The 21,360-nt window shown below is 38.2% G+C and carries 20 protein-coding genes; 5 read left to right on the top strand and 15 right to left on the bottom strand.

Annotated features, from left to right (window positions below):
- Window positions 1-306 precede the first annotated feature (306 nt).
- On the top strand, window positions 307-843 hold the full coding sequence (locus ACFX4R_RS19155; protein WP_377570082.1) for a flavodoxin family protein: 537 nt from the start codon (window positions 307-309) through the stop codon (window positions 841-843).
- Between the two features lie 25 nt (window positions 844-868).
- Here the strand turns inward: ACFX4R_RS19155 and cccB are convergent, their stop codons facing one another.
- From cccB to secA, 6 genes are all read right to left on the bottom strand, one after another.
- Window positions 869-1,183: a cytochrome c551 gene (gene cccB, locus ACFX4R_RS19150; protein ID WP_043977392.1), complete on the bottom strand. Its 315-nt coding sequence runs from the start codon at window positions 1,181-1,183 to the stop codon at window positions 869-871.
- A 124-nt stretch (window positions 1,184-1,307) separates the two neighbouring features.
- Window positions 1,308-2,024, bottom strand: coding sequence for a twin-arginine translocase subunit TatC (gene tatC / locus ACFX4R_RS19145; protein WP_043977394.1), 717 nt, complete (start codon window positions 2,022-2,024; stop codon window positions 1,308-1,310).
- Between the two features lie 59 nt (window positions 2,025-2,083).
- Window positions 2,084-2,302, bottom strand: a complete 219-nt coding sequence (locus ACFX4R_RS19140; RefSeq protein WP_016765885.1) for a twin-arginine translocase TatA/TatE family subunit — start codon at window positions 2,300-2,302, stop codon at window positions 2,084-2,086.
- A 26-nt stretch (window positions 2,303-2,328) separates the two neighbouring features.
- Complete coding sequence (locus ACFX4R_RS19135; RefSeq protein ID WP_377570127.1) at window positions 2,329-4,077, bottom strand: alkaline phosphatase D family protein; 1,749 nt, start codon at window positions 4,075-4,077, stop codon at window positions 2,329-2,331.
- A 289-nt stretch (window positions 4,078-4,366) separates the two neighbouring features.
- Window positions 4,367-5,465, bottom strand: a protein-coding gene (gene prfB, locus ACFX4R_RS19130; RefSeq protein WP_114324550.1) for a peptide chain release factor 2 whose coding sequence is annotated in 2 segments (ribosomal slippage) — window positions 4,367-5,401 and window positions 5,403-5,465 — 1,098 coding nt in all. Because the reading frame shifts where the segments join, the coding sequence is not laid out codon by codon here.
- Between the two features lie 99 nt (window positions 5,466-5,564).
- Window positions 5,565-8,081: a preprotein translocase subunit SecA gene (gene secA / locus ACFX4R_RS19125; protein ID WP_016765888.1), complete on the bottom strand. Its 2,517-nt coding sequence runs from the start codon at window positions 8,079-8,081 to the stop codon at window positions 5,565-5,567.
- Window positions 8,082-8,307: 226 nt separating this feature from the next.
- Between secA and ACFX4R_RS19120 the strand changes: the two genes are divergently transcribed.
- Window positions 8,308-8,712 carry a GNAT family N-acetyltransferase gene (locus ACFX4R_RS19120; protein ID WP_043977398.1) on the top strand — a complete coding sequence of 135 codons (405 nt, stop codon included), beginning with the start codon at window positions 8,308-8,310 and terminating at the stop codon, window positions 8,710-8,712.
- A gap of 71 nt (window positions 8,713-8,783) precedes the next feature.
- Here ACFX4R_RS19120 and hpf read toward each other — a convergent pair whose 3' ends face one another.
- The 5 genes from hpf to ACFX4R_RS19095 all read right to left on the bottom strand — a co-directional run bounded on the left by hpf (window position 8,784) and on the right by ACFX4R_RS19095 (window position 12,972).
- On the bottom strand, window positions 8,784-9,335 hold the full coding sequence (gene hpf / locus ACFX4R_RS19115; protein WP_013059750.1) for a ribosome hibernation-promoting factor, HPF/YfiA family: 552 nt from the start codon (window positions 9,333-9,335) through the stop codon (window positions 8,784-8,786).
- Window positions 9,336-9,524: 189 nt separating this feature from the next.
- Window positions 9,525-9,863, bottom strand: coding sequence for a flagellar protein FliT (fliT, locus tag ACFX4R_RS19110; protein WP_377570078.1), 339 nt, complete (start codon window positions 9,861-9,863; stop codon window positions 9,525-9,527).
- Window positions 9,864-9,865: 2 nt separating this feature from the next.
- Window positions 9,866-10,267: a flagellar export chaperone FliS gene (gene fliS / locus ACFX4R_RS19105; protein WP_025752547.1), complete on the bottom strand. Its 402-nt coding sequence runs from the start codon at window positions 10,265-10,267 to the stop codon at window positions 9,866-9,868.
- Between the two features lie 16 nt (window positions 10,268-10,283).
- Window positions 10,284-12,083, bottom strand: coding sequence for a flagellar filament capping protein FliD (fliD, locus tag ACFX4R_RS19100; protein ID WP_377570076.1), 1,800 nt, complete (start codon window positions 12,081-12,083; stop codon window positions 10,284-10,286).
- A gap of 202 nt (window positions 12,084-12,285) precedes the next feature.
- Complete coding sequence (locus ACFX4R_RS19095; protein ID WP_309225837.1) at window positions 12,286-12,972, bottom strand: hypothetical protein; 687 nt, start codon at window positions 12,970-12,972, stop codon at window positions 12,286-12,288.
- Between the two features lie 325 nt (window positions 12,973-13,297).
- Here ACFX4R_RS19095 and ACFX4R_RS19090 point away from each other — a divergent pair, with 325 nt between their 5' ends.
- Window positions 13,298-14,695, top strand: a complete 1,398-nt coding sequence (locus tag ACFX4R_RS19090) for an amino acid permease (protein WP_043977411.1) — start codon at window positions 13,298-13,300, stop codon at window positions 14,693-14,695.
- Window positions 14,696-14,732: 37 nt separating this feature from the next.
- Here the strand turns inward: ACFX4R_RS19090 and ACFX4R_RS19085 are convergent, their stop codons facing one another.
- The gene (locus ACFX4R_RS19085) at window positions 14,733-16,445 is read right to left on the bottom strand and encodes a high affinity choline transporter 1 (RefSeq protein WP_043977414.1); all 1,713 of its coding nucleotides are present in this window, start codon (window positions 16,443-16,445) and stop codon (window positions 14,733-14,735) included.
- 628 nt (window positions 16,446-17,073) lie between these two features.
- Between ACFX4R_RS19085 and betB the strand changes: the two genes are divergently transcribed.
- On the top strand, window positions 17,074-18,564 hold the full coding sequence (gene betB / locus ACFX4R_RS19080) for a betaine-aldehyde dehydrogenase (RefSeq protein WP_176521338.1): 1,491 nt from the start codon (window positions 17,074-17,076) through the stop codon (window positions 18,562-18,564).
- Between the two features lie 21 nt (window positions 18,565-18,585).
- Window positions 18,586-19,788 carry a choline dehydrogenase gene (gbsB, locus tag ACFX4R_RS19075; protein WP_043977419.1) on the top strand — a complete coding sequence of 401 codons (1,203 nt, stop codon included), beginning with the start codon at window positions 18,586-18,588 and terminating at the stop codon, window positions 19,786-19,788.
- A 42-nt stretch (window positions 19,789-19,830) separates the two neighbouring features.
- Here gbsB and cudC read toward each other — a convergent pair whose 3' ends face one another.
- The 3 genes from cudC to fliW form a co-directional block, all read right to left on the bottom strand.
- A complete protein-coding gene (gene cudC / locus ACFX4R_RS19070; RefSeq protein ID WP_028409671.1) occupies window positions 19,831-20,385 on the bottom strand; it encodes a choline uptake/conversion transcriptional regulator CudC in 555 nt (184 codons plus the stop codon).
- Between the two features lie 228 nt (window positions 20,386-20,613).
- Window positions 20,614-20,844, bottom strand: coding sequence for a carbon storage regulator CsrA (gene csrA / locus ACFX4R_RS19065; protein ID WP_013085431.1), 231 nt, complete (start codon window positions 20,842-20,844; stop codon window positions 20,614-20,616).
- Between the two features lie 25 nt (window positions 20,845-20,869).
- Entirely contained in the window at window positions 20,870-21,292 is a 423-nt protein-coding gene (fliW, locus tag ACFX4R_RS19060; protein ID WP_043977425.1) for a flagellar assembly protein FliW, read from the bottom strand.
- Between the last annotated feature and the right edge of the window lie 68 nt (window positions 21,293-21,360).

Raw genomic sequence — 21,360 nt, 5'->3', positions numbered from 1 at the left:
ACTATGTAAAACTTGTCAAAATACGACAAAACTCTACAATTCAAACCAAAAATTCGACTCTTCTCACGCGCTTTCTCATTATAACATCACTCTTCGTGAAAATAAGCCCCAAAAATATTACATTTTTATTTCAAATATGACATAAGTAGGATATTTTTAGCAAGGTATGAGAATTTATCCTTATTTTTAATTCTGTTGTTTTTTGCTGTGCATTTTTTTACGAATATCGTTAGACAAAGCACATTCATGTCTACTTTTTTCACAAACAAGGTATGATAAATAAGAAAAACGATGAGGAGAGATAACATGATCACCATTTATGGAAGTTCAAGAGAAAACGGAAATACGGAGGAATTAGCTAAAGTAGTGTTAAAAGATATCAATACGGAAGAAGTTTACTTGCGCCGGCATACCATTAACCCTATTACTGATATGCGTCACGATGAACTTGGATTTACCAATCAACAAGATGATTATTATGATATAGCGAAAAAGATGGCAGCGTACGACACTATTTTATTTGTTACGCCTCTTTACTGGTACGGTATGAGCGGATTAATGAAGAACTTTATGGATCGTTGGTCTGAAAGTCTTAGAGATTCGACAATCAACTTTAAAGAACAAATGAAAAATAAGCGCGTGTATGTATTAGTAGTGGGGGGCACAGGTGCATCTATAAAAGCTCTTCCTCTTATTATGCAATTTCAATACATTGTCGATTTTATTGGCTCTTCCTTTAGCGGATACATCATTGGAGAAGCAAATGCACCTGGAGACATAACAAAAGATGTCAAAGCTCAAAAGCAAGCCATTGTCTTAAATCAAGAATTAAAGCAGCTTTAACACAAAAATAAGACGGATACCCGTCTTATTTTTTCTTTGCCAGCCAAGCAGCAACTTTTTTTGCATCTTCTTCATTGATTAGTCCTTTTGGCATACCGCCTTGACCATTGTTAATAATGTTTTGAATTTCAGCTTCTGAGTGCTTGCTGCCTACATGCTGCAAGCTTGGCCCATTCGCTCCTCCTAAATCTACTCCGTGACAGCCTGTACAGTTTTTCTTCACAATGTCTTCTGCACTCGCTGAAGATTCACCAGCAGATTCATTTTTAGAGCTTCCTCCGCCGCACGCAGACAAAACAAGCGCTAGACCGATTGTTAACGTCAGTAATACTTTTTTCAAGCCTTCTCCCCCTTGCTGTAGAGTTTTCACTCTATTATAACCTACTCCAGAATGTTTAAAACACTCTGTTTACAAGGACTTTGTTTCAATTTCATGAATTCTCTCATCACACTTATGTATACGATTAAGCAATTGATTCGTTTCCTAAACGTTTTTTGTATACTACGCGTGAAATTGTCACACTGAGCTCATATAAAAGCAGAAGCGGAACAATGACTACAATATCCGAAATAAAATCAGGAGGAGTAATAAGTACGGATATCACAATTAAAGCAAAATATGATAGCTTCCTTGCTCTAGCTAACCTTAATGGATTTAGAACCCCTAGGCGCGTTAAGAATAGAACAACTAAAGGCATTTCAAATAAAAACCCAAACGGTAAACAAAGATTAAGCATAAAACGAAAATAATGCTCAGCCGTAAACATCAGTGAAAACTGATCATTCGACAAGCCCGTTAAAAATGCTAAAACCATTGGAAATAAAATAAAATAACCAAACCCCAGCCCGCTTACAAACAAAAGAAAAAAGAATGGAATGAAGGTAATCAGAACCTTATATTCTTCCTTTTTTAAACCAGGTGAAACAAACCGAAATACTTGATAAGCAGCTACTGGAAGTGTAAAAGCAAGCGCAAAAACAAATGCAATCATCATATAAATCCATACGATTTCACTTGGTCCAAGTACCGCAAGCTTGCCGTCCAAATCTTTTACTAGCCACTGATAAATATCTTGCACAAATACAAAACTGACAATAAGTAAAACTACAAATGCACAAAGTGTTTTAATAATACGAACACGCAATTCTTCAAGGTGCTCCATCAGGCTCATTTCTCCCATTGTCTTTCTCTCCTTTCTCACAAGTAGAAATAGACGAGTTTCCTCGTCTATTTCCTTACTTACGATGTGGATTCATTCCCTTTTTGTTCAGAAACGGTTGCGGTCTGCTTTTCTTTAACACTTTCATCATCTGATACGAGCCCTTTTGCTGCTCCTTTAAATTCAGTTAATGTTCGTCCAAACGCTCGTCCAACTTCCGGCAGCTTAGACGGTCCAAAAATTATTAACGCAATGACTAAAATAATAACCAAACCAGGGATTCCAATATTAGAAAACATACTTGACCTCCTTTTTCTTACTTAGTTTACTGCTGAACTTTTTCTTTCTTTTTCAACTCTTGTTTTTCATGTGCTTTCCCGTGTGCCCGCATACGATCTTCCTCTACTTCCTTAGAAATCTTTAGTCCACGCGGCACGTTATTTACTTCAACTTCCGTCATACCTTTTCCATCTTTTTTATATTGAAAGGAAGCTCGAGTTGAAATTTCTGCACCAGGCTCTGTTACAAAAGGCACAACGCGATAATCGGCTTGCCATATATCAGGAGTTACCGTACACCTTACATATCCTCTATAATCATTAAAAAATGTGAGGTGTGGATTTTGACTTAAAATTTTATCCGTGTCTGCTCGTTTATCTGCTCCGTTCCCTCCGGAAGTGATGGAGGTGCCGATGAACTCTGCACCAATAATTCTTGAATTAAGGTTAGCAAAATCCGCGTATAAGTTAGAAGCCCAGTTAGCGTGTACATCTCCAGTTAGTACAATGACGTTGTCCAACTTTTTCTTTTCAATAAAATCAATGACGCGCTGACGATTCGCCGTATACCCATCCCATGCATCCATGCTGTATGTAGGCTTAGCAGCCGTTCCAAATTTTCTTGGCGCAAAGAAAATTTGTTGAGCCAGTACGTTCCAATGACACGCTGACTTTTCAAGATTAGTAAACAGCCATTTTTCTTGTTCATTCCCCAATAGCGTACGTTTGGGATCAAGAGATTCTGGCGTTTGCGGCTTTGTTCCGTCTCCGTTCGCTTGATCGTCTCTGTATTGACGCGTATCCAACACTTGAAAAGAAGCTAGTTTCCCATATGAAAAGTCACGATATAATCTCATATCCGCTCCGTGAGGCAAGGATGTTTGACGCAAAGGCATGTGTTCGTAATAAGCTTGATAAGCTGCCGCACGGCGTTGAATAAATGCTTCTACTGATTGTCCTTTTTCAGGAATTACATTTGCATAATTGTTTTCTACTTCATGGTCATCCCACGTCACAATCCATGGAAAAACAGCGTGAGCAGACTTCAAATTGGCATCTGACCTGTACTGAGCATGCCTGTTTCGATAATCTTGCAGCGTTTGAATTTCTGCGCTGCTGTGAGTACGAACGTTTCCGCTTGCAGCCACGTACTCGTTTGGTCCATATTCATAGATGTAATCGCCCAAATGAACGACAAAATCTAATTGTTCTTTAACCATATGCTCATAGGCTGTAAAGTACCCATGTTCATATTGCTGACACGAAGCAAATGCAAACGTCATACTGGCTACTTCTGCATTTGCTGAAGGAAGTGTTTTTGTTTTTCCAACCGGGCTTAACTCATGGCCGCTTTTAAATCGATAATAATAAATATGACTCGGCTTCAATCCTTTTACATCAACGTGAACCGAATGAGCAAGTTCAGGTCTAGCCACTTCTGTTCCTCGTTTGACAATTCGATGAAAGTCTTCATCTTCACTAAGCTCCCATTTTACCGGAATAGGTTGATTAGGCATTCCCCCGCCATTCAACGGGTCTGGTGCTAATCTTGTCCAAAGAACAATGCTATCTGCTAAAGGGTCTCCTGATGCGACGCCTAGAGTGAACGGATAACTTGAAAATTTAGGCGCTGCAGCTGAAACTTCTACTGCATTTAAACCAACAGACTGAGCAATTGTTAAGCCAAGTGATACTCCCGCTACTTTTCCAGCTCCTTGTAAAAAACGCCGTCTATCAAACCCTTTACTCGAAGAAAAGCTATTTTGTTTCACTTGCTCTATTAATTCGTTTAACAATTTATTTTCCACTGCACATGCCCCTTCCTCATGATTTAACTCAAATTATAAATACTGTTTGTAAAAGGAATATAAAGGATTGTAAAGAAGCACTTACTGCAAAACAGGTATTTTTAACCATTTTATTTCATTGACAAAATAAGTGAACTGACGACAGCAACCTTTAAATTTCTACATTTTCTTAATTTTCTTTTTAACAATAGTTCTTTACGCTCGTTTTTCTTCATCCAAATTTTACAAAGTCCAACAACTAAAAAAAGGCAGCATACCTAAGTATGCTGCCTTTTGATTAAATATGAGAACGTAAATACGCATCGATAAATGGATCTAGATCTCCATCCATTACGCTTTGCGTGTTTCCGACTTCCGTATTTGTACGGTGATCTTTTACTAATGAATACGGATGGAATACGTACGAACGAATTTGACTTCCCCACCCAATATCTTTTTGTTCTCCGCGAATTTCAGCTAGCTGTTCTTGCTGCTTTTCAATTTCTAATTGATACAGCTTAGATTTTAACATTTTCATTGCTTGCTCACGGTTTTTAATTTGTGAACGTTCCGTCTGACAAGATACGACTACATTAGTTGGGAGGTGAGTAATACGAACAGCTGAATCTGTTGTATTGATATGCTGACCTCCGGCACCGCTTGCACGATACGTATCAACCTTCAAATCTTCCGTACGAATATCAATTGAAATTTCATCATTAAATTCCGGCATTATGTCGCACGATACGAATGATGTATGACGACGGCCTGATGAATCAAACGGAGAAATACGAACGAGACGATGAACGCCTTTTTCAGCTTTTAAATACCCATACGCATTATGACCTTTAATTAAAAGCGTTACACTTTTAATACCAGCTTCATCTCCAGGTAAGTAATCAAGCGTTTCTACTTTGAAACCTTTTTTCTCCGCCCAGCGCGTATACATACGTAGTAACATTGAACCCCAATCCTGTGATTCTGTTCCACCAGCACCTGGGTGCAGTTCCAAAATGGCATTATTTTTATCATACGGCTCGCTTAAAAGCAGCTGTAATTCAAAGTCATTCATGCCTGATATAAGCTCTTTTAATTCACTAACTAGTTCTTCTGCTAAATCTTCATCGTATTCTTCTTTTACAAGTTCATGAGACACTTGTAAATTTTCATATGTTTCATCCAAGTGGTTAAATTGATTTACTGCATCTTTCAAACCATTGGCTTCATTAATAACAGTCTGAGCTGCCTGCTGGTCATTCCAAAAATTTGGATCAGCCATAGTCTCATCTAATTCATCGATACGAGCTTGTTTTGTATCGAGGTCAAAGAGACCCCCTAAAGTCCGCTAATCGCTTAGCTGTTTTGTCAAGTTCTTGCTTAATTTCTACTAAATCCATGAGTTGAACACCTCTATTTTATTTTTGACGCACAGGAAGGAAATGAGAAGACTCATTTCCTTCCTGTACTAATTCATTCTATACTAATTGACTCTTACTTTATGATTCTTTACCGCAGCAGTTTTTATACTTTTTGCCACTTCCGCAGATACAAGGATCATTTCGGCCAACTTCTATTGCATTTACTTTTGGCTTCTTCTTAGCCGGCGCGTCTCCTTCTTTTGGATGAACAGCCGCCTGACCTTGCGCTACCTCTTGACGCTCAAGGTTGTTGTTAATTTCTGCTTTCATGATATACTTCGTCACTTCTTCTTCAATGCTTGCAATCATATTTTCAAACATCGCAAAACCTTCCATTTGGTATTCGCGAAGAGGATCTGTTTGGCCGTACGCACGAAGGTGGATACCTTGGCGAAGCTGATCCATCGTATCGATATGATCCATCCATTTAGAATCAACTGCTCTAAGAACAACAACTTTTTCAAATTCACGCATTTGTTCTTCAGGGAGCTGCTCTTCTTTTTCATTATAACGAGCTTTTGCATGATCTACCAGCAGTTCTACCATTTCTTCAGGCTCTTTACGACGAAGATCTTCTTCTGTGACTTCACCTTCCTCAAGAACATTAGCATTTACGTAATCAATAATCGCTTGTAAATTCCATTCTTCTTCTAATTCTTCACGCGGTGTGTTTACTTCAACCACACGCTGTAGAGTTGATTCAATCATACGTTCTACAATCGCACGCAGGTTGTCTGAATCAAGTACTTCAAAGCGCTGTTTGTAAATAACTTCACGCTGTTGACGAAGCACGTCATCATATTGAAGCAATTGTTTACGCGCATCGAAGTTATTACCTTCAACGCGTTTTTGAGCGGATTCAACAGCTCTTGTTACAATTTTACTTTGAATTGGCTGTGAGTCATCCATACCAAGGCGATCCATCATTGCCATCATATTATCTGAACCAAATCGGCGCATTAATTCATCTTCCATGGATAGATAGAATTGAGATACCCCTGGATCCCCTTGACGTCCAGCACGTCCGCGAAGCTGATTATCAATACGGCGTGATTCATGACGCTCTGTACCAATTACAGCAAGGCCTCCAGCTTCAACGACACCTTCACCTAGTTTGATATCCGTACCACGACCGGCCATATTTGTTGCGATTGTTACCGCACCTTTGTGACCCGCATTTTCGATAATATCCGCTTCACGCTCATGCTGTTTTGCATTTAAAACGTGATGGGGAATGCCTTTTTTCTTTAATAAAGCTGATAAAATTTCAGATGTTTCAATCGCAACTGTACCAACAAGAACAGGCTGTCCTTTTGCGTGGCGCTCGGCAATATCTTCTACTACCGCATTAAACTTGCCTTCCATTGACTTATAAATTAAATCTGCTTTATCATCACGTGAAATTGGCTTGTTTGTCGGAATAACAACAACGTGCATATTGTAAATATTACGGAATTCTTCTTCTTCCGTTTTAGCTGTACCCGTCATACCTGATAATTTTTCATACATACGGAAGTAGTTTTGGAATGTGATCGTAGCTAACGTCATGCTTTCATTTTGAATCTCAACATTCTCTTTAGCTTCGATAGCTTGATGCAAGCCGTCGCTAAAACGTCTTCCTTTCATTAAACGACCAGTAAATTGGTCAACGATTACGACCTGATCTTCATCAATTACGTAATCCACATCATTTTGCATCGTTACATGTGCTTTAAGCGCTTGGTTGATGTGATGGTTTAGCGCTACGTGTGAAATATCAAATAAGTTTTCAATGCCAAATGCGCGCTCTGCTTTTGACATACCTTCTTCGGTTAGCTGAACGCTTTTTGTTTTGATATCAAAAGTAAAATCGGTTTCTTTATCAAGCGTGCGAACGAATGCATTAGCTTGAATATAAAGAGCAGTCGATTTCTGCGCGCTGCCGGATATAATAAGCGGCGTACGTGCTTCATCAATTAAGATAGAGTCAACTTCATCGATTACGGCAAAATGAAGCGGACGTTGAACCATTTGTTCTTTGTAAAGCACCATGTTATCACGTAAATAGTCAAATCCGAGTTCATTATTTGTACTATACGTAATATCCGCTGCATATGCTTCTTGCTTTTCTTCACGCGTTAAATGGTTTAAATTTAAACCTACTTTCAAGCCTAGGAATTCATATAAACGACCCATTTCACTAGCATCACGGCTCGCTAAGTATTCATTGACTGTTACTACATGTACACCTTTTCCTGTAATGGCGTTTAAGTATACAGGCATAGTAGCTGTCAACGTTTTACCTTCACCCGTTTTCATTTCCGAGATATTCCCTTCATGCAGAGAAATACCCCCCATTAGCTGAACTTTGTACGGATACATGCCTAACACACGTTTCGCTGCTTCACGTACAACCGCAAAAGCTTCATCTAATAGGTTATCGAGCGATTCGCCATTTTGGTAGCGTTGTTGAAATTCAGCCGTTTTTTCACGAAGCTGATCGTCTGTTAAAGACGCTATTTCAGGACCTAACGCATCAATTTGGTCCGCCATTTTTTCTAAACGGCCGATTTGGCGCTGATTGCCGTCAAACACTTTTTTAAATAATCCAAGCATATTAAAACGCTCCTCTATTTATAATCAGTACATTTTATACTATTTTCATTCATATCTGTATCTTTCATTATAAAACATTCTGAGTAAAATTGTAACATTGCAGCTAAACAAGTAGCAACTTGTACCCTTTTTCGTCTGTCTCTTTACTAGTACTACTCTATTAACAAGTTATTTTCTATTGTGATTTCCCCTGCCTCACTCTTACAATAAAAAAGGGGAATGTAGAATGAATGTTCAATCGATTACAAAAGAACAAGCTTGGGAAGTCCGACATACCGTCATGTGGCCTGATAAAGATTTCAGTTATATTCAGCTGAAAGATGATCCATTGGGCATTCACTATGGACTGTTTGAAGAAGGAGAGTTAAAATCAGTTGTTTCCTTATTTATAACAGGTAATGAAGCTCAATTTCGAAAATTTGCTACTCTCAAAGAAGAACAAGGAAAAGGATATGGCAGTCGTCTACTAGAGGAGGTTTTTCTCAAAGCTAAGAACCTTGGGGTACGAAAGATCTGGTGTAACGCACGAGAAAATAAAGTCTCTTTTTATCAGGCATTCAACATGAAAGAAACCACGCGTGTATTCACCAAATCTTCTACGCGCTATGTAGTGATGGAACTATTTTTTTAAGCAGCTAAAAAGCAGCGTGCGGAGGCACGCTGCTTTTACTTTACTGCTCTTGTTTAAGAGAGCCTATAATCTTAGTTTGGTTCAATCAATCCATATCGTCCATCTTTTCTTCGATATACAACGTTTGTAATGTTGGTCTCAGCGTTTGTAAACACAAAGAAACTATGTCCTAACATATTCATTTGCAAAATAGCCTCTTCACTATCCATTGGCTTTAAGTTAAATCGTTTTGTACGAACTAGCTCTAATTCATCTTCTTCAGTTGCAACTGCTACGTTCGCTTCACTTTCTAATGCTGCGAACAGATACTTCTCAGCGCCTTTTTCACGCATTTTTCGATTTACTTTTGTTTTATGTTTACGAATTTGACGCTCTAATTTATCTAGGACAAGATCGACAGCTGCGTATAAATCACTGTGTGTCTCTTCAGCTCTCAATACGAGATCATTCATTGGGATTGTGACTTCTATTTTTTGATCGTTATTGTAGACTTTTAAGTTTACATTTACGTCAGCAGTTGGTGTTTCGTCGAAATAACGCTCTAACTTACCAAGCTTTTTCTCTACGTATTCCCTAATTGCTGGAGTCACCTCAATGTTTTCACCGCGAATGTTATACATCATGTTCGAACTCCTCCTTTAATCCATTGCTATACCTCTACAATTCTACAATACCCGACACAATCCCTTCCTAAACTATTAAAATTTTTTGAAAATTTAGTGAAAATTTATGGAACCTGAGAAAAGTTTATGAAAAAACCAAAAAAATAGACCTTCTTCATAAGAAGAAGGGTTGTATTTTTTTACGCAGGATTAATTTTTTTTATCGTAAAACATTCCATCAAACGTTTTTGTTTCGTAAGGGTTTACATAGCTGTTACTATGCTTTTTTTTCGCTTTTAGCAAACGGAGATCTACCATAATTTGATGCCGAATTAAGATAAGCTTTTGATCAATTCCCTTATTCATTTCGACAATTTTCTTACCAATCGATTCATTATCCCTACTTTTTGGCGGCAGTTTCTCTATGAGGTCACGTCTTTTTAATAGAAGATACTCTAACTTTTGAATGCCTTCTTCTCGATTTTTGTCAGAAAATGTTTGAATAAGCCGATAAATCTCATCAGTTAGCTGATATAGGTCGTTAATCATATTTATGCTTGACCGCCGCTTCCATGGACTTGCTGGCGGTGAAGCTGCACAACTTGCTTCCATGTATCGCGGAATTCTGTTACATATTGTTCCGCTTCATCCAAGCTTGCTGTGTCATTTTTTGTATTTGCTTCAATTAAACACTGGTTAATATAGTCATACATAGCCATCATAGACTTAGCAACTTGCACGTTTGTATCAAGGGTAATCATTAATTCTTGAATAATATTTTGTGCTTTTAACAGATTCGTATTTTTCAGTTCAATATTTTTTTCCTGTATGCCTGTTCGTGCAAGTTTGATAAATTTTAAACACCCGTTATACAGCATAAGCGTTAACTCTCCTGGTGAAGCAGTCTGAACAGCTCCTTGCTGATACGCTTGATATGGATTATTTGCTGCCATAAACGTTCACTCCTTTTTAACTAAAATATTGCGATAACTGCGCGCTTTGAGCATTTGCATTTTGAATGGCTTTTTCCATTGCTGTAAACTGACGATAATACCGGTCCTCTACTTGTGTGAGCCTGCTTTCAAAACTAGTGATTTGGCTATTTACGCTTTTTAAATTCCGCCCAAGCAAAAATTGTTCACTTGTCCATGTTGAACGGCCAGCGCGCTGCTCAACTTTGGATACGGTTTGAGTAATCGTATCTCGTAAACGTCGTACAATCCCTTTTTCACTTGTTGTACTTCCACTTTTCATAAATAAATCCATCACAGACTGCGGATCTTTTTCAATTGCTTCTTTTAATTTAGTTCCGTCCCCTTCTATGACTAGCTTGCCTCGATCGCTATAGTTTGCGCTAGTTGAAATGCCAATGTCGGTTAGCTGCGAAAATCCTCCGCTCACTCCTGATACAGAGGCATACCAGTTAGAACGCATTTGGTTTAGACCGCTTGATAAAATTGAGTCTCCTTTTAACAAACCGCTTTTCGCCTTATCATCCCACTGCTCAGCTTGTTTGTCCGTTAGTTTTTCTCTTTCTTCATCAGTCAAAGGCTGATAGTCCCGGTCTCTTTCTTCCGTAATCTTTCCGTTAATCTTTTCAATCAGTTCATTGTATTTGGTCACGAAATCTTTAATTGTATCAAATACTTTTTGCGTATCATTGCTTACGTTAACGCGTACATCTCCTGTGAAATTGTTTTGAAGGGTATAGGTAACGCCTCCCGTTGTAAATGTATTGGACTTACGAGTTGTTTCTAGACCGTTTAGCGTAAATTTTGCGTCTGTTCCTTTGGCATCACCGGCGAGCTGTAAAAAGCCCGTCAAAAATCCTCCTGAAAAAACCATGTTTGAACCATCCGCACTATCAGCAGAAGATAAATTTCCTGTATCTTTACGAGTCATGACAACTTTATTTGTTCCTTCATCGAAAAAGGCTGAAATGCCTACTTTTGAATTGCTGATTTGTGTGAGAAGGGTGTTTAATGAGGTAGAACCGTCAAATTCAAATGGCGTACTTCCATCTGTATTATCACCCGTTGCTTTACCGTTGCTGTCATAAGTTGTAATAGAAAACTTCAATACATTTTGCTGATACGAAAATGCTTCAATTGTACTGCCGCTTGTTAGTGTGGTACCAAATGTCATTTCACCTGTGTCTTCGTTAATGAAAACTTCATCAGAACTTAATGTTTCCACCTTTGTTCCTATTGTCACTTTATACTCTTTACTTGTACCATCCGTGGTAACAGATATAGAGTTTAAAGTGCCTGTATTCTGATTTACAGCAGAAATAGCACCTTTAGCTAATTTCACTGTACTAGTATCCGCACTTAATGTTATGGCAGCTTGTTCCACTGTTTTCTCAGTCCACACACTTGAATCCATCGACCCGCGTTGAGACCACAAGCTTTTCGTCGGATCCATACTAGAATCAATACTAGTGCTAATACTCTGCGCAGCAGTCGCCATTGTCACGTTTGAAAGAGTATAAGAGGCATTTGCTGCTGAGGAAGTAGCTGCTGCTTTTACTTTCGTCTCATCCGATGAAGATACCGTTTTGGATGAATAAGAAGACTGCAAGGTCATATTAAAAGCGAGATTATTAAATTCTGATAACAGCAAGTTCATAGAGCGATAATCATCTCGCTGCCACTCTAACGTTTGCTTTTGTTTTTTCATTTTATCAATAGGCATACGTTCAGCCTTCATTAAATCACTGACGATTTGATCAATATCCATTCCGCTTGCTAACCCACTTACTCTTACCACTTACCATCACCACCGTTTTTTTATTCATCTATTCATCAACTGTTAGCCATGAAATATGAGTGTATTTTTTCGAATCTTCTTATTCGTTCATAGGTTCAACACTTCTCTATTTTGTATCGGTAAAACAAACATTTTTTTCATAGGTCAAATGATGCAAGATAGAAAAAGCTCACTTATTTTTCTACAATAAGTGAGCTTTTTATTATTGGCCAAGCAAGTTCAGTTTCTGGGATAAATTTCTTTGAATATCCTTAGGAATAAGGTATGGTGCTAGATTTATAATATCTCGTAACGAATCAATGGTTACAGAGGCAGATAAATTTATATATTCATCCGTTGTATCTGCTTGCTCAAACGAAATGGAGTCTGGCAAATTATTGAGCAGAGTAATTTCATTCATTTCTTTATCGACCGTGACATCAGAATCCTTATCAATATTTAAGCGATCCCATACAAGAGACATCGGAATCGGCATTCTTCCTAAATGCACGCTATTCACCTTTAAAACAAGCTTTCCATTTTCGGCATTTGGTGTTACGTCAACTACAAACTGTGATTCCATAAAAGATACTACATGTTTATTAATATACAATTTTATATGTTTTGGAAGCAACTCGGCTTCTGCTCCGTCAACCGTTTCATCATTTTCGTAAAGGTAGCTGCGCAAATAATCATTAACATCGCTCTCGCTTAATCGGTATCCTAAAATAGGAGCGCCTCCGTTCAGTTCTAGCGACGTCGCATGAGCGGACTTTTCTTGTGCCAGTGAAGATAATGAAGCAGTCTGATCAAGTTTTTCAATATTTCTGACTGGACTAACGAAAAAGTACAACCCAACTAAAAGGATAATAAATAGAAAAATAACAGCTATAAATTTTCTCAAACACACGCACCCTCTCAAACATTCTTCTTGGAATATAATACAAATTTCTCTTTTATCATACAAGATAAATAAGATGTATGTCGAAAATTTGTATAAAATGTACGTATATACCAGACATCCCAAACGGCGAATAAGTCTACAATGAATAAATCGAGTCTATTCCGACTTAAAAATCGACAATTTTAGTAACTTAAAGTCGATTTTTATAGGAATTTGATAATTGGCACACTTCTTGCTTATTATAAAGGTAAGGGGAGGAATTTCTATTTATATTTTCAGAATTTACTTTATTTTCTAATAGTCTTTCGATAATTTTAAAGGAGTGAATACGATGGGAAACAAAACAGAATCACACGGAAAGTTAAAGCAACGTCACGTTTCCATGATTTCCATTGCAGGTATTATCGGAGCCGGCTTATTTGTAGGAAGCGGATCCGTTATTAATGCAACAGGCCCAGCAGCAGTAGTTTCATATGCAGCAGCCGGACTGCTAGTCGTTCTATTGATGCGTATGCTCGGTGAAATGGCTATGGTAAACCCAGATAAAGGCTCATTCGCAACATATGCTCAGCAAGGAATTGGCGCGTGGGCAGGTTATGCTGTCGGATGGCTTTACTGGTTTTTCTGGCTAATTGTAATTGCGATTGAAGCCACTGCAGGAGGAGCAATTGTTCATGAATGGCTCCCTTCCGTACCAATTTGGCTTTTGAGCTTAATCTTAACCTTTGCATTAACTTTAACAAACTTGTTCTCTGTCAAATCATTTGGAGAATTTGAATATTGGTTTGCTATGATTAAAATTGTGGCAATCGTTGCTTTTATGGGAATCGGTTTAGCTATTATTTTCGGATTAATCCCAGGTACATCTTCACCTGGTCTAGCTAATTTAACGGGCCACGGAGGCTTTATGCCAAAAGGTACGAACTCTATCTTTTTGGGAGTTATTACCGTTATTTTCTCTTATTTCGGGGCTGAAATTGCGGCTATTGCAGCTAGTGAATCAGAAAACCCAGCAAAAGCTATCACAACTGCTATTCGCAGTGTCGTATGGCGAATTTTAATTTTCTATATTGGTTCAGTTGCTATTTTAGTAACTCTTTTACCTTGGAACTCAGCTGATTTACTAAAAAGTCCATATGTAACAATGTTAGAAATGGTCAATATTCCAGCAGCTGCACAAATTATGAATTTAGTCGTATTAGTATCCGTTTTGTCTTGCTTAAACTCTGCTTTGTACACGAACTCACGAATGATTTTGTCATTAGCTCAAAAAGGACAAGCTCCTCGCGCTTTAGCAAAAGTAAGCAAATCAGGCGTGCCGGCAAGAGCTGTATGGATTAGCACAGCTGCTGCATATGTATGTGCTATCTTTAGCTTCGTTTCGCCGGATAAACTCTTTTTATTCTTAGTTAATGCATCAGGAGCCATTGCTCTTATTGTATACTTAGCTATCGCTATTTCTCATTTACGCCTGCGTAAGAAAATGAATCGAGCAAACCAGCCAATTAAAGGGATGAAAATGTGGTTGTTCCCGTATTTAACATACGTAACAATTGCTATTATTACAGTGATCTTCTTATCAATGGCATTTATTGATTCGATGCGCTCACAGTTTTTCTTAACTCTTGGATTAACCGCTGTGGTTCTTCTTTCATACTCGTTCATCAAAAAAACAAACAACAAGCGACCTGACGATCAATTTTCCGAGTCAGAAAATATTGCAAAATAAAAAAGCCGCAGATGCGGCTTTTTTATTTTGCTTTTGATTATTTCTCAACCGATATGTCACGATGAAGATTTCGAAGCGGCTGAGGAGGGCAAATACGTCGCGTCGCGTAGGAAACGATAAAAATAGTTAACAACCCGCCTATCATCGCAAATGTGCGAAACGGAAACATGACCACTCCGTCTTCAATCATCGGATACGGAAGCAGCGCTTTTAAATGAAGCATCGGTTCTCCTCCACCTATTCGAAGAACAAGAGACACAATAAACCCAGCCAAAGATCCGTACCAGTTAGCTCCTTTAAAGAATAAAGCACAAACCAACTGCGGAAAAAGTATACAATACACGAGGTCCCCTGATAAATACCATAAAGAGTAGACACTCTCAGAGTTCAAAGCAATTAGAGTTGCTCCCGTTCCAATGATAATGATAGAACGTTTAATAACTTTATCTAACTGCGCCTGTGTCGCATTTGGTTTTACAATCGGACGATACACGTTCCAGGCTGCCATCCCCGACGCTGAAAGCAACGAAGCCGCTACTGCAGCCATAACGGCAGCAGCTAGTCCTCCAAGTGCAATCGCTCCTACTAAATCGGGCGTTAGGTATTTAAATACATACGTTAAAATCATGGACGCGCTCTCAGGGCTTGACGCTCCAAATGAAGACCAGTCTGCACTATAACCTATCATTCCTATTAAAGTTGGAGGCAGGGCCGCTAACGCGCAAAAGATGCCGGCTGTAATAGATAGCCACATTGCTGCTTTTTCGTTTTTAGCAGATAACACGCGCTGAAAATAAATCTGCCATGGAATACCACCAAAAATAAGTAAAAATGTGCTATCCCACCATTGCCAATATGTATTTCCCCATTTCGGATCTTCCCAGCCTTTTATTGGAGGAAATAAATGAAGAGAACCAGTCATGCCTTCTGAATAAGTAGAAAAAACGGCTCCCACCCCTCCCGTATTCGAAAATGCAAAGGGAAGCACCAGAAATAGTCCTAAAAACATAATAGAAAGCTGTAAGATATCGGTATGTGCTACTGCCCACAAGCCGCCAATCACGGTGTATGCAATGGCAATAAGTGCGGAAAGAATGATGGAAATTGAAAAACTGAGGCCTAAAATCACACCGAATGTCGTTCCTAAAGCAGTTAAGATAGCTGCGCTCCAAAACAGTTCTCCCAGTATAGCTGGAAAATAAAGAACCGTAGCCATTTTCTTACCAAAACGAGATTCTAGAGGATCGAGCATTGTCATAAACTCAAACCTTCTCATCTTTCTAGCAAAAAAGATACCGCCTAAAATCAAGCTGATTGAATAACACCATGGCGCTTGAGTCCATGTCAGCCCTGAGGAATAAACGGTTTCGGCCGTTCCAGCAATATACCCTCCACCTACCCAAGTGGCGGTCATTGTGAACATTGAAATCCATAGCGGCATAGATCTTCCTGCAACAAGCATATCATCTGATTTTCCTTTTTTACTTGCAGCGGCTCGAGCACCAATAAAATAAATAACACCATACATAATGAACATTAAAATGAGGCCTGGCCAATAGAGATCTGGATTATAGAGAGAATAGATAAATGCGACAACCATAAAGATGGAAAATCCTATAATAGTTGTCCATAAGGGGGTTAGTAGACGGTTGTTCCTGCTTGATTTCCCTGAAAAGTCAGAAGTCTCATTCGACTTTTCAGGCCTGGCTTGTTGTGTGTCTGAACGAAATGGCTTTTTAGCATTTTGCATCGTCTCACATCCTTTAAATTGATAAAGAAATCTAAAGACATAATTGTCCTCTATTCCTTTTTCCTACCAGCATACAATTAAACCTAAAAATAGATTTTTCAGAATAAAATATAAATAGTTGGATTATAAATACCAATGCGAAGGGGAGAAATTACGTTTATATAATTATATTAAAATAATTTAAATTTATTTTTTTTATTATTTTGCTAAGAACTCATAATTATTTTCATCTTCTATCTAAACTCCTTTCTTAATTTCCACATTCAAAATCCTTTGTTTCTCGAGGTTTGTATGCAAGCAGATATAGTACTATGGTTAATATATCTGAATGTTTAGGATATTGTCAAAAAAGTTTGAGTGTTTTCATATAAAAAAAGAATAATATTCTCATAGCTCGTACATAAAAAAACCTTTTGTATCAAGGGACATAGCAATCAGTGATTTTTTATTACTTTTTGTTAAATTTTTTCTTAATATCCGAATGATTAGTCTCTTCCAGAGAAGATAATCTAATAAATTCTGAACATTTGGGGTTTTTGGGTTTGACTAAATTAAATAACCGATGCTATAATTCGAATTGTTAAGAACGTTAAATATAAATTTAACAAATTCTATTATTTGGAGGTCGATGCTATTGGAACAAACACTTACGCTTGAAAAAATGCACATAAACGGCGAATGGGTTGAAGCACGCAGCGGCGAGAAAAGAGAGATTATAAATCCTTTTAACCAAGAGGTTATCGCTGTCGTTACAGAAGGAAATCGTGCTGATACTGTAGAAGCTATTGAAGCAGCTAGAAAAGCTTTTGATGCAGGTGAATGGTCTAAATTTACAGCGGCCCAAAGAGGTTCTTTACTATTTAAAGTAGCGGAAGAAATTCGTAATGATCGTGAAGAACTCGCTAAACTTGAAACCTTGAATACTGGAAAAACCCTCGTTGAAAGCCTGGCAGACATGGATGGAATTGCTGATGTCTTTCAATACTATGCTGGATTAGCAGATAAAGATGGTGGACAGATGATTGAGTCACCTAATCCCGATTCTGTTAGCCGCGTTGTCCGCGAACCTGTAGGTGTATGCAGCCAAATTACTCCTTGGAATTACCCTTTATTGCAAGCCTCTTGGAAATTGGCTCCGGCACTTGCTGCTGGGAATACAATTGTTATTAAACCAAGCGAAATCACCCCTTTAACAACTATTCATATGATGAAAATTTTTGAAAGAGTTGGCTTTCCATCAGGCGTCATTAACATTGTACTCGGCCCGGGTGCGACCGTTGGACAAGAAATGGCAGAAAGTCACTTAGTAGATTTAGTTTCCTTTACAGGCGGCGGTGTATCTGGACGTAAAGTCATGCAGGCTGCCGCAGGCAACTTTAAAAAAATCGCTCTTGAACTCGGTGGGAAAAATCCGAATATCGTCTTTGCTGACGCTGACTTTGACACTGCGGTTGACTATGCATTAAATGCGGTCTTCTTTCATGCCGGTCAAGTTTGTTCAGCTGGTGCGAGATTACTCGTTCAAGATGATATTCACGATAAATTTGTTTCAGCAGTTATTGAACAAGCCAAAAAAATTAAGCTAGGAGACGGCATGGATGAGGCCACTCAAATGGGACCCGTCATCTCAAAAGAACACCTAGCTAAAGTGGAACATTACATTGAACTTGGGAAACAAGAAGGTGCTTCCCTTATTTTAGGAGGCAAACGTCCAACTCAAGAGTCTTTACAAAAAGGTTTATTCATTGAACCAACTATTTTTACAGACTGTCATGGAGATATGAAAGTTGTCCAAGAAGAGTCATTTGGTCCAATTATGACCATTGAGCGCTTCAGTACTGAAGAAGAAGCGGTGGCACTTGCTAACGATACAATCTATGGATTAGCTGGAGCCGTTTGGACAAGTGATATGAATCGAGCTGAACGTGTAGTGAAAGCACTCCGTATGGGAACAACTTGGATTAACGATTATCATCCCTACTTCCCGCAGGCTCCTTGGGGAGGTTATAAGCAATCTGGGATTGGAAGAGAGCTTAGCCACATTGGGCTAGAAGAATATACGGAAATTAAACATATTTATACGAATACAAATCCACAGCCAATGCGCTGGTTTCAATAAAATTCAAGGGGGAATGTAAAGATGTTTATGCGATTTGAAAGAATGGAACGTTTAAAAAGTTTTGAGATGCCAACGGTTGTAAAACATGGAATTGGTGCTGTTAAGCATACTGGAGAAGAAGTAAAAAACCTAGGTGTATCTAAGGTTTTACTAGTAACAGATCCTGGTGTAAAAAAAGTAGGTTTAGCAGATCCTGTAATCGCTAGTTTAAAAGAAGCGGACGTAGACGTTATTCTATTTGATCAAGTAGAAGCCAACCCTTCTATTCACGTGGTAGCAAACGGCACAAAAATGTACAAAGAAAATGGATGCAACGGACTAGTAGCTGTTGGAGGCGGAAGCTCAATGGATACGGCAAAAGCTATTGGTGTAGAAGTAGCTCATAATGCTCCCGTCTTAGATTATGAAGCAGCTGAAGGAAAAAAACCTTTAACAAAACGTATCCCTCCTTTAACAACCATTCCTACAACTGCGGGTACAGGAAGTGAAGTCACACAATGGGCTGTCATTACGGATCCTGTTCGTGAGTTTAAGTTTAATACAGGTGGACCTTTAATTGCTGCCCACTTAACAATTATTGATCCAGAACTTCACGTATCTATGCCTTCACATATTACGGCCGGTACAGGAATTGACGCATTAGCTCATGCAATTGAATGTTATACATGTCATTTTGCACAACCAATGACAGACTCTGTTGCTTTGTTGGCTATTGAGTACGTTGGAAAATACTTACGACGTGCAGTTGCAAATGGACAGGATATCGAAGCACGCTATGGAATGGCGCATGCAGCTATGCTTGCTGGCCTTTCATATGGAAGTGAATCTGCAGGAGCAGCTCACGCGATGGCTCAAACATTAGGAGGCATTTATCCAATTGCCCATGGCCCTTGCGTAGCAGCAATGCTAGGTCCTGTAATGGAATATAACTGGATGGGCGAGCCTGAAAAATTTGCGCGCATAGCTCAAGCTTTAGGAGTTAATACACACGAATTAACGCTTGAAGAAGCAGCTCAAGCAGCTGTTCGTGAAGTATATCAACTAGTTAAAGATGTACAAATCCCTTCTTTAGAAGAACAAGGTGTTCCAAAAGAAGCGGTTTCTCGCTTAGCTCAAGAAGCATTTAATGATCCACAAACAGTTGGTAACCCTCGTGATTTAACTGTAAAAAGTTACGAATGGATTTATAATCGCTGCTTCGAAGCTACACCATTAACTGTATAAAAATGATAAAAAGGCTGTTGATTTTTCAACAGCCTTTTTTATTTACTCTTTCGCTAATTCTTCATTTAAAATATCGATGATTCTTCGGTCGTCAAAAACTTTCACTACTTTTTTCAAGAAATGATAATAATGTTTGGACTCTATAATCTGCGCTAAATTCCGCTTTGCTTTTACTGCGATCTCCTCAGGCACATCTTCATCATTTAAGAGAATCTGCAGCTTGTTTTCCGCTTCTTCGATTGCCTCTAAATTAACTGAAATTTCTCTTTGCCACTTCTTACAGAAAAAGGAAAAAAAGGACTTAGAAAAATCTTTTTCTGCTTCATATAAGTCTTTTCGAACACCTTTTTTCCACACTTTGTGGACCATATCAATATTTTGCAGTGAACGAATGGATGTACTCATCGTTGGTTTACTCATACCCAATTCTTCACTCATTTGATCTAATGTAACAGGCTCATCCATAAAATAAAGCATACCATACAGCCTTCCTACTGAAGGTGTGACCCCATATAAATCCATCGTATCAGCTAAAGCGCTGACAACTACATCTTCTGCTTCTTTTAATAAATCATGATACTCTTGAACATCACTCATTTACTCTTCTCCTCTTTTGTTAAATTCATTTGAATTATACTTAATAAATTTAATGATACACGATAAAAAGGAAAAAAACAGAAATTCAGTTCAATTTTTTTGATAAAAAAGAAGCCTTTCTCTTAAAGAGAAAGGCTTAAGACATAGTGGGGAATACTATATGTTTATCTTTCCCGATTTAGATATTATTTATACCGTATATTTTTGATTATTTTCAAACCGATCGTTTTATTTCTTTTTCGGTAATTGTTTCAGCATATCAATAGCATGTAATGTAATTTGAGAAGCACTTTTATTTTCGTTACGTATTTCTTCATAAATCTCTTGTCTATGAATATCTACAGATTTTGGAGCTTGAATTCCTAACTTTACTTGATCACCATTAACTGCAAGGACGGTCACTTCAATTTCATCACCTATTTTGATTGTTTCATTTAACTTTCGTGTTAAAACAAGCATGGACTCACTCCTTATCTTATTCCTCTTACTCAAATAACCTGTGCTTCGTTTCGTAAGCTGTATTCATTAAAATCACTTGCTTAGCAAGCTGTTGCTTTGTATTAATAATAACAGGAGCCTGCAAATTAGCCGTTATCTTTTCCATAGAATCTGACATCGTAAGCAATACGTAAACAGCTGCATCTTCCGCTTGTTGTAATTGAAGCTTTTCGATTTCCTGAGGTTCTAGGTGAAAATCATAATCTAAAAAAAACTGAAATGGATCCGTGATAATAAAAGCTAATTCTTTGGTTTGAATAGACTGCAGAACTTGGAAAGCTTCGGCTTCTGGAAGTGGTAAAATAACGAACTCAGTTTCTTCCAAAAAACCTGGAATCCCTTGATTGAATGTCAGTGTTTGCTGATTATCTATTTCTATATCTCCATGATAGCTTGTTGAAATTTTCATCTCATCACACCTTTGCTAATTGATTTTTTCTTGTTATCTTTTTTCATTATAAAAAAGCTCCTTCTGTT

The sequence above is a fragment of the Priestia sp. YIM B13490 genome (genome assembly GCF_042787735.1).
In the GTDB taxonomy this organism is placed as follows: Bacteria; Bacillota; Bacilli; order Bacillales; family Bacillaceae_H; genus Priestia; species Priestia megaterium.
The sequence above is the reverse complement of the archived record's forward strand: the minus strand, read 5'-3'. Positions and strand labels throughout refer to the sequence as shown.

Bases quoted from the DNA above. Each gene is read 5' to 3' on its own strand.
- ACFX4R_RS19155 (WP_377570082.1), top strand. From the start codon at position 307: ATGATCACCATTTATGGAAGTTCAAGAGAAAACGGAAATACGGAGGAA.
- tatC (WP_043977394.1), bottom strand. From the start codon at position 2,024: ATGGGAGAAATGAGCCTGATGGAGCACCTTGAAGAATTGCGTGTTCGT.
- ACFX4R_RS19140 (WP_016765885.1), bottom strand. From the start codon at position 2,302: ATGTTTTCTAATATTGGAATCCCTGGTTTGGTTATTATTTTAGTCATT.
- secA (WP_016765888.1), bottom strand. From the start codon at position 8,081: ATGCTTGGATTATTTAAAAAAGTGTTTGACGGCAATCAGCGCCAAATC.
- ACFX4R_RS19120 (WP_043977398.1), top strand. From the start codon at position 8,308: ATGAATGTTCAATCGATTACAAAAGAACAAGCTTGGGAAGTCCGACAT.
- hpf (WP_013059750.1), bottom strand. From the start codon at position 9,335: ATGATGTATAACATTCGCGGTGAAAACATTGAGGTGACTCCAGCAATT.
- fliT (WP_377570078.1), bottom strand. From the start codon at position 9,863: ATGATTAACGACCTATATCAGCTAACTGATGAGATTTATCGGCTTATT.
- fliS (WP_025752547.1), bottom strand. From the start codon at position 10,267: ATGGCAGCAAATAATCCATATCAAGCGTATCAGCAAGGAGCTGTTCAG.
- ACFX4R_RS19090 (WP_043977411.1), top strand. From the start codon at position 13,298: ATGGGAAACAAAACAGAATCACACGGAAAGTTAAAGCAACGTCACGTT.
- ACFX4R_RS19085 (WP_043977414.1), bottom strand. From the start codon at position 16,445: ATGCAAAATGCTAAAAAGCCATTTCGTTCAGACACACAACAAGCCAGG.
- betB (WP_176521338.1), top strand. From the start codon at position 17,074: ATGCTATTGGAACAAACACTTACGCTTGAAAAAATGCACATAAACGGC.
- gbsB (WP_043977419.1), top strand. From the start codon at position 18,586: ATGTTTATGCGATTTGAAAGAATGGAACGTTTAAAAAGTTTTGAGATG.
- cudC (WP_028409671.1), bottom strand. From the start codon at position 20,385: ATGAGTGATGTTCAAGAGTATCATGATTTATTAAAAGAAGCAGAAGAT.
- csrA (WP_013085431.1), bottom strand. From the start codon at position 20,844: ATGCTTGTTTTAACACGAAAGTTAAATGAAACAATCAAAATAGGTGAT.
- fliW (WP_043977425.1), bottom strand. From the start codon at position 21,292: ATGAAAATTTCAACAAGCTATCATGGAGATATAGAAATAGATAATCAG.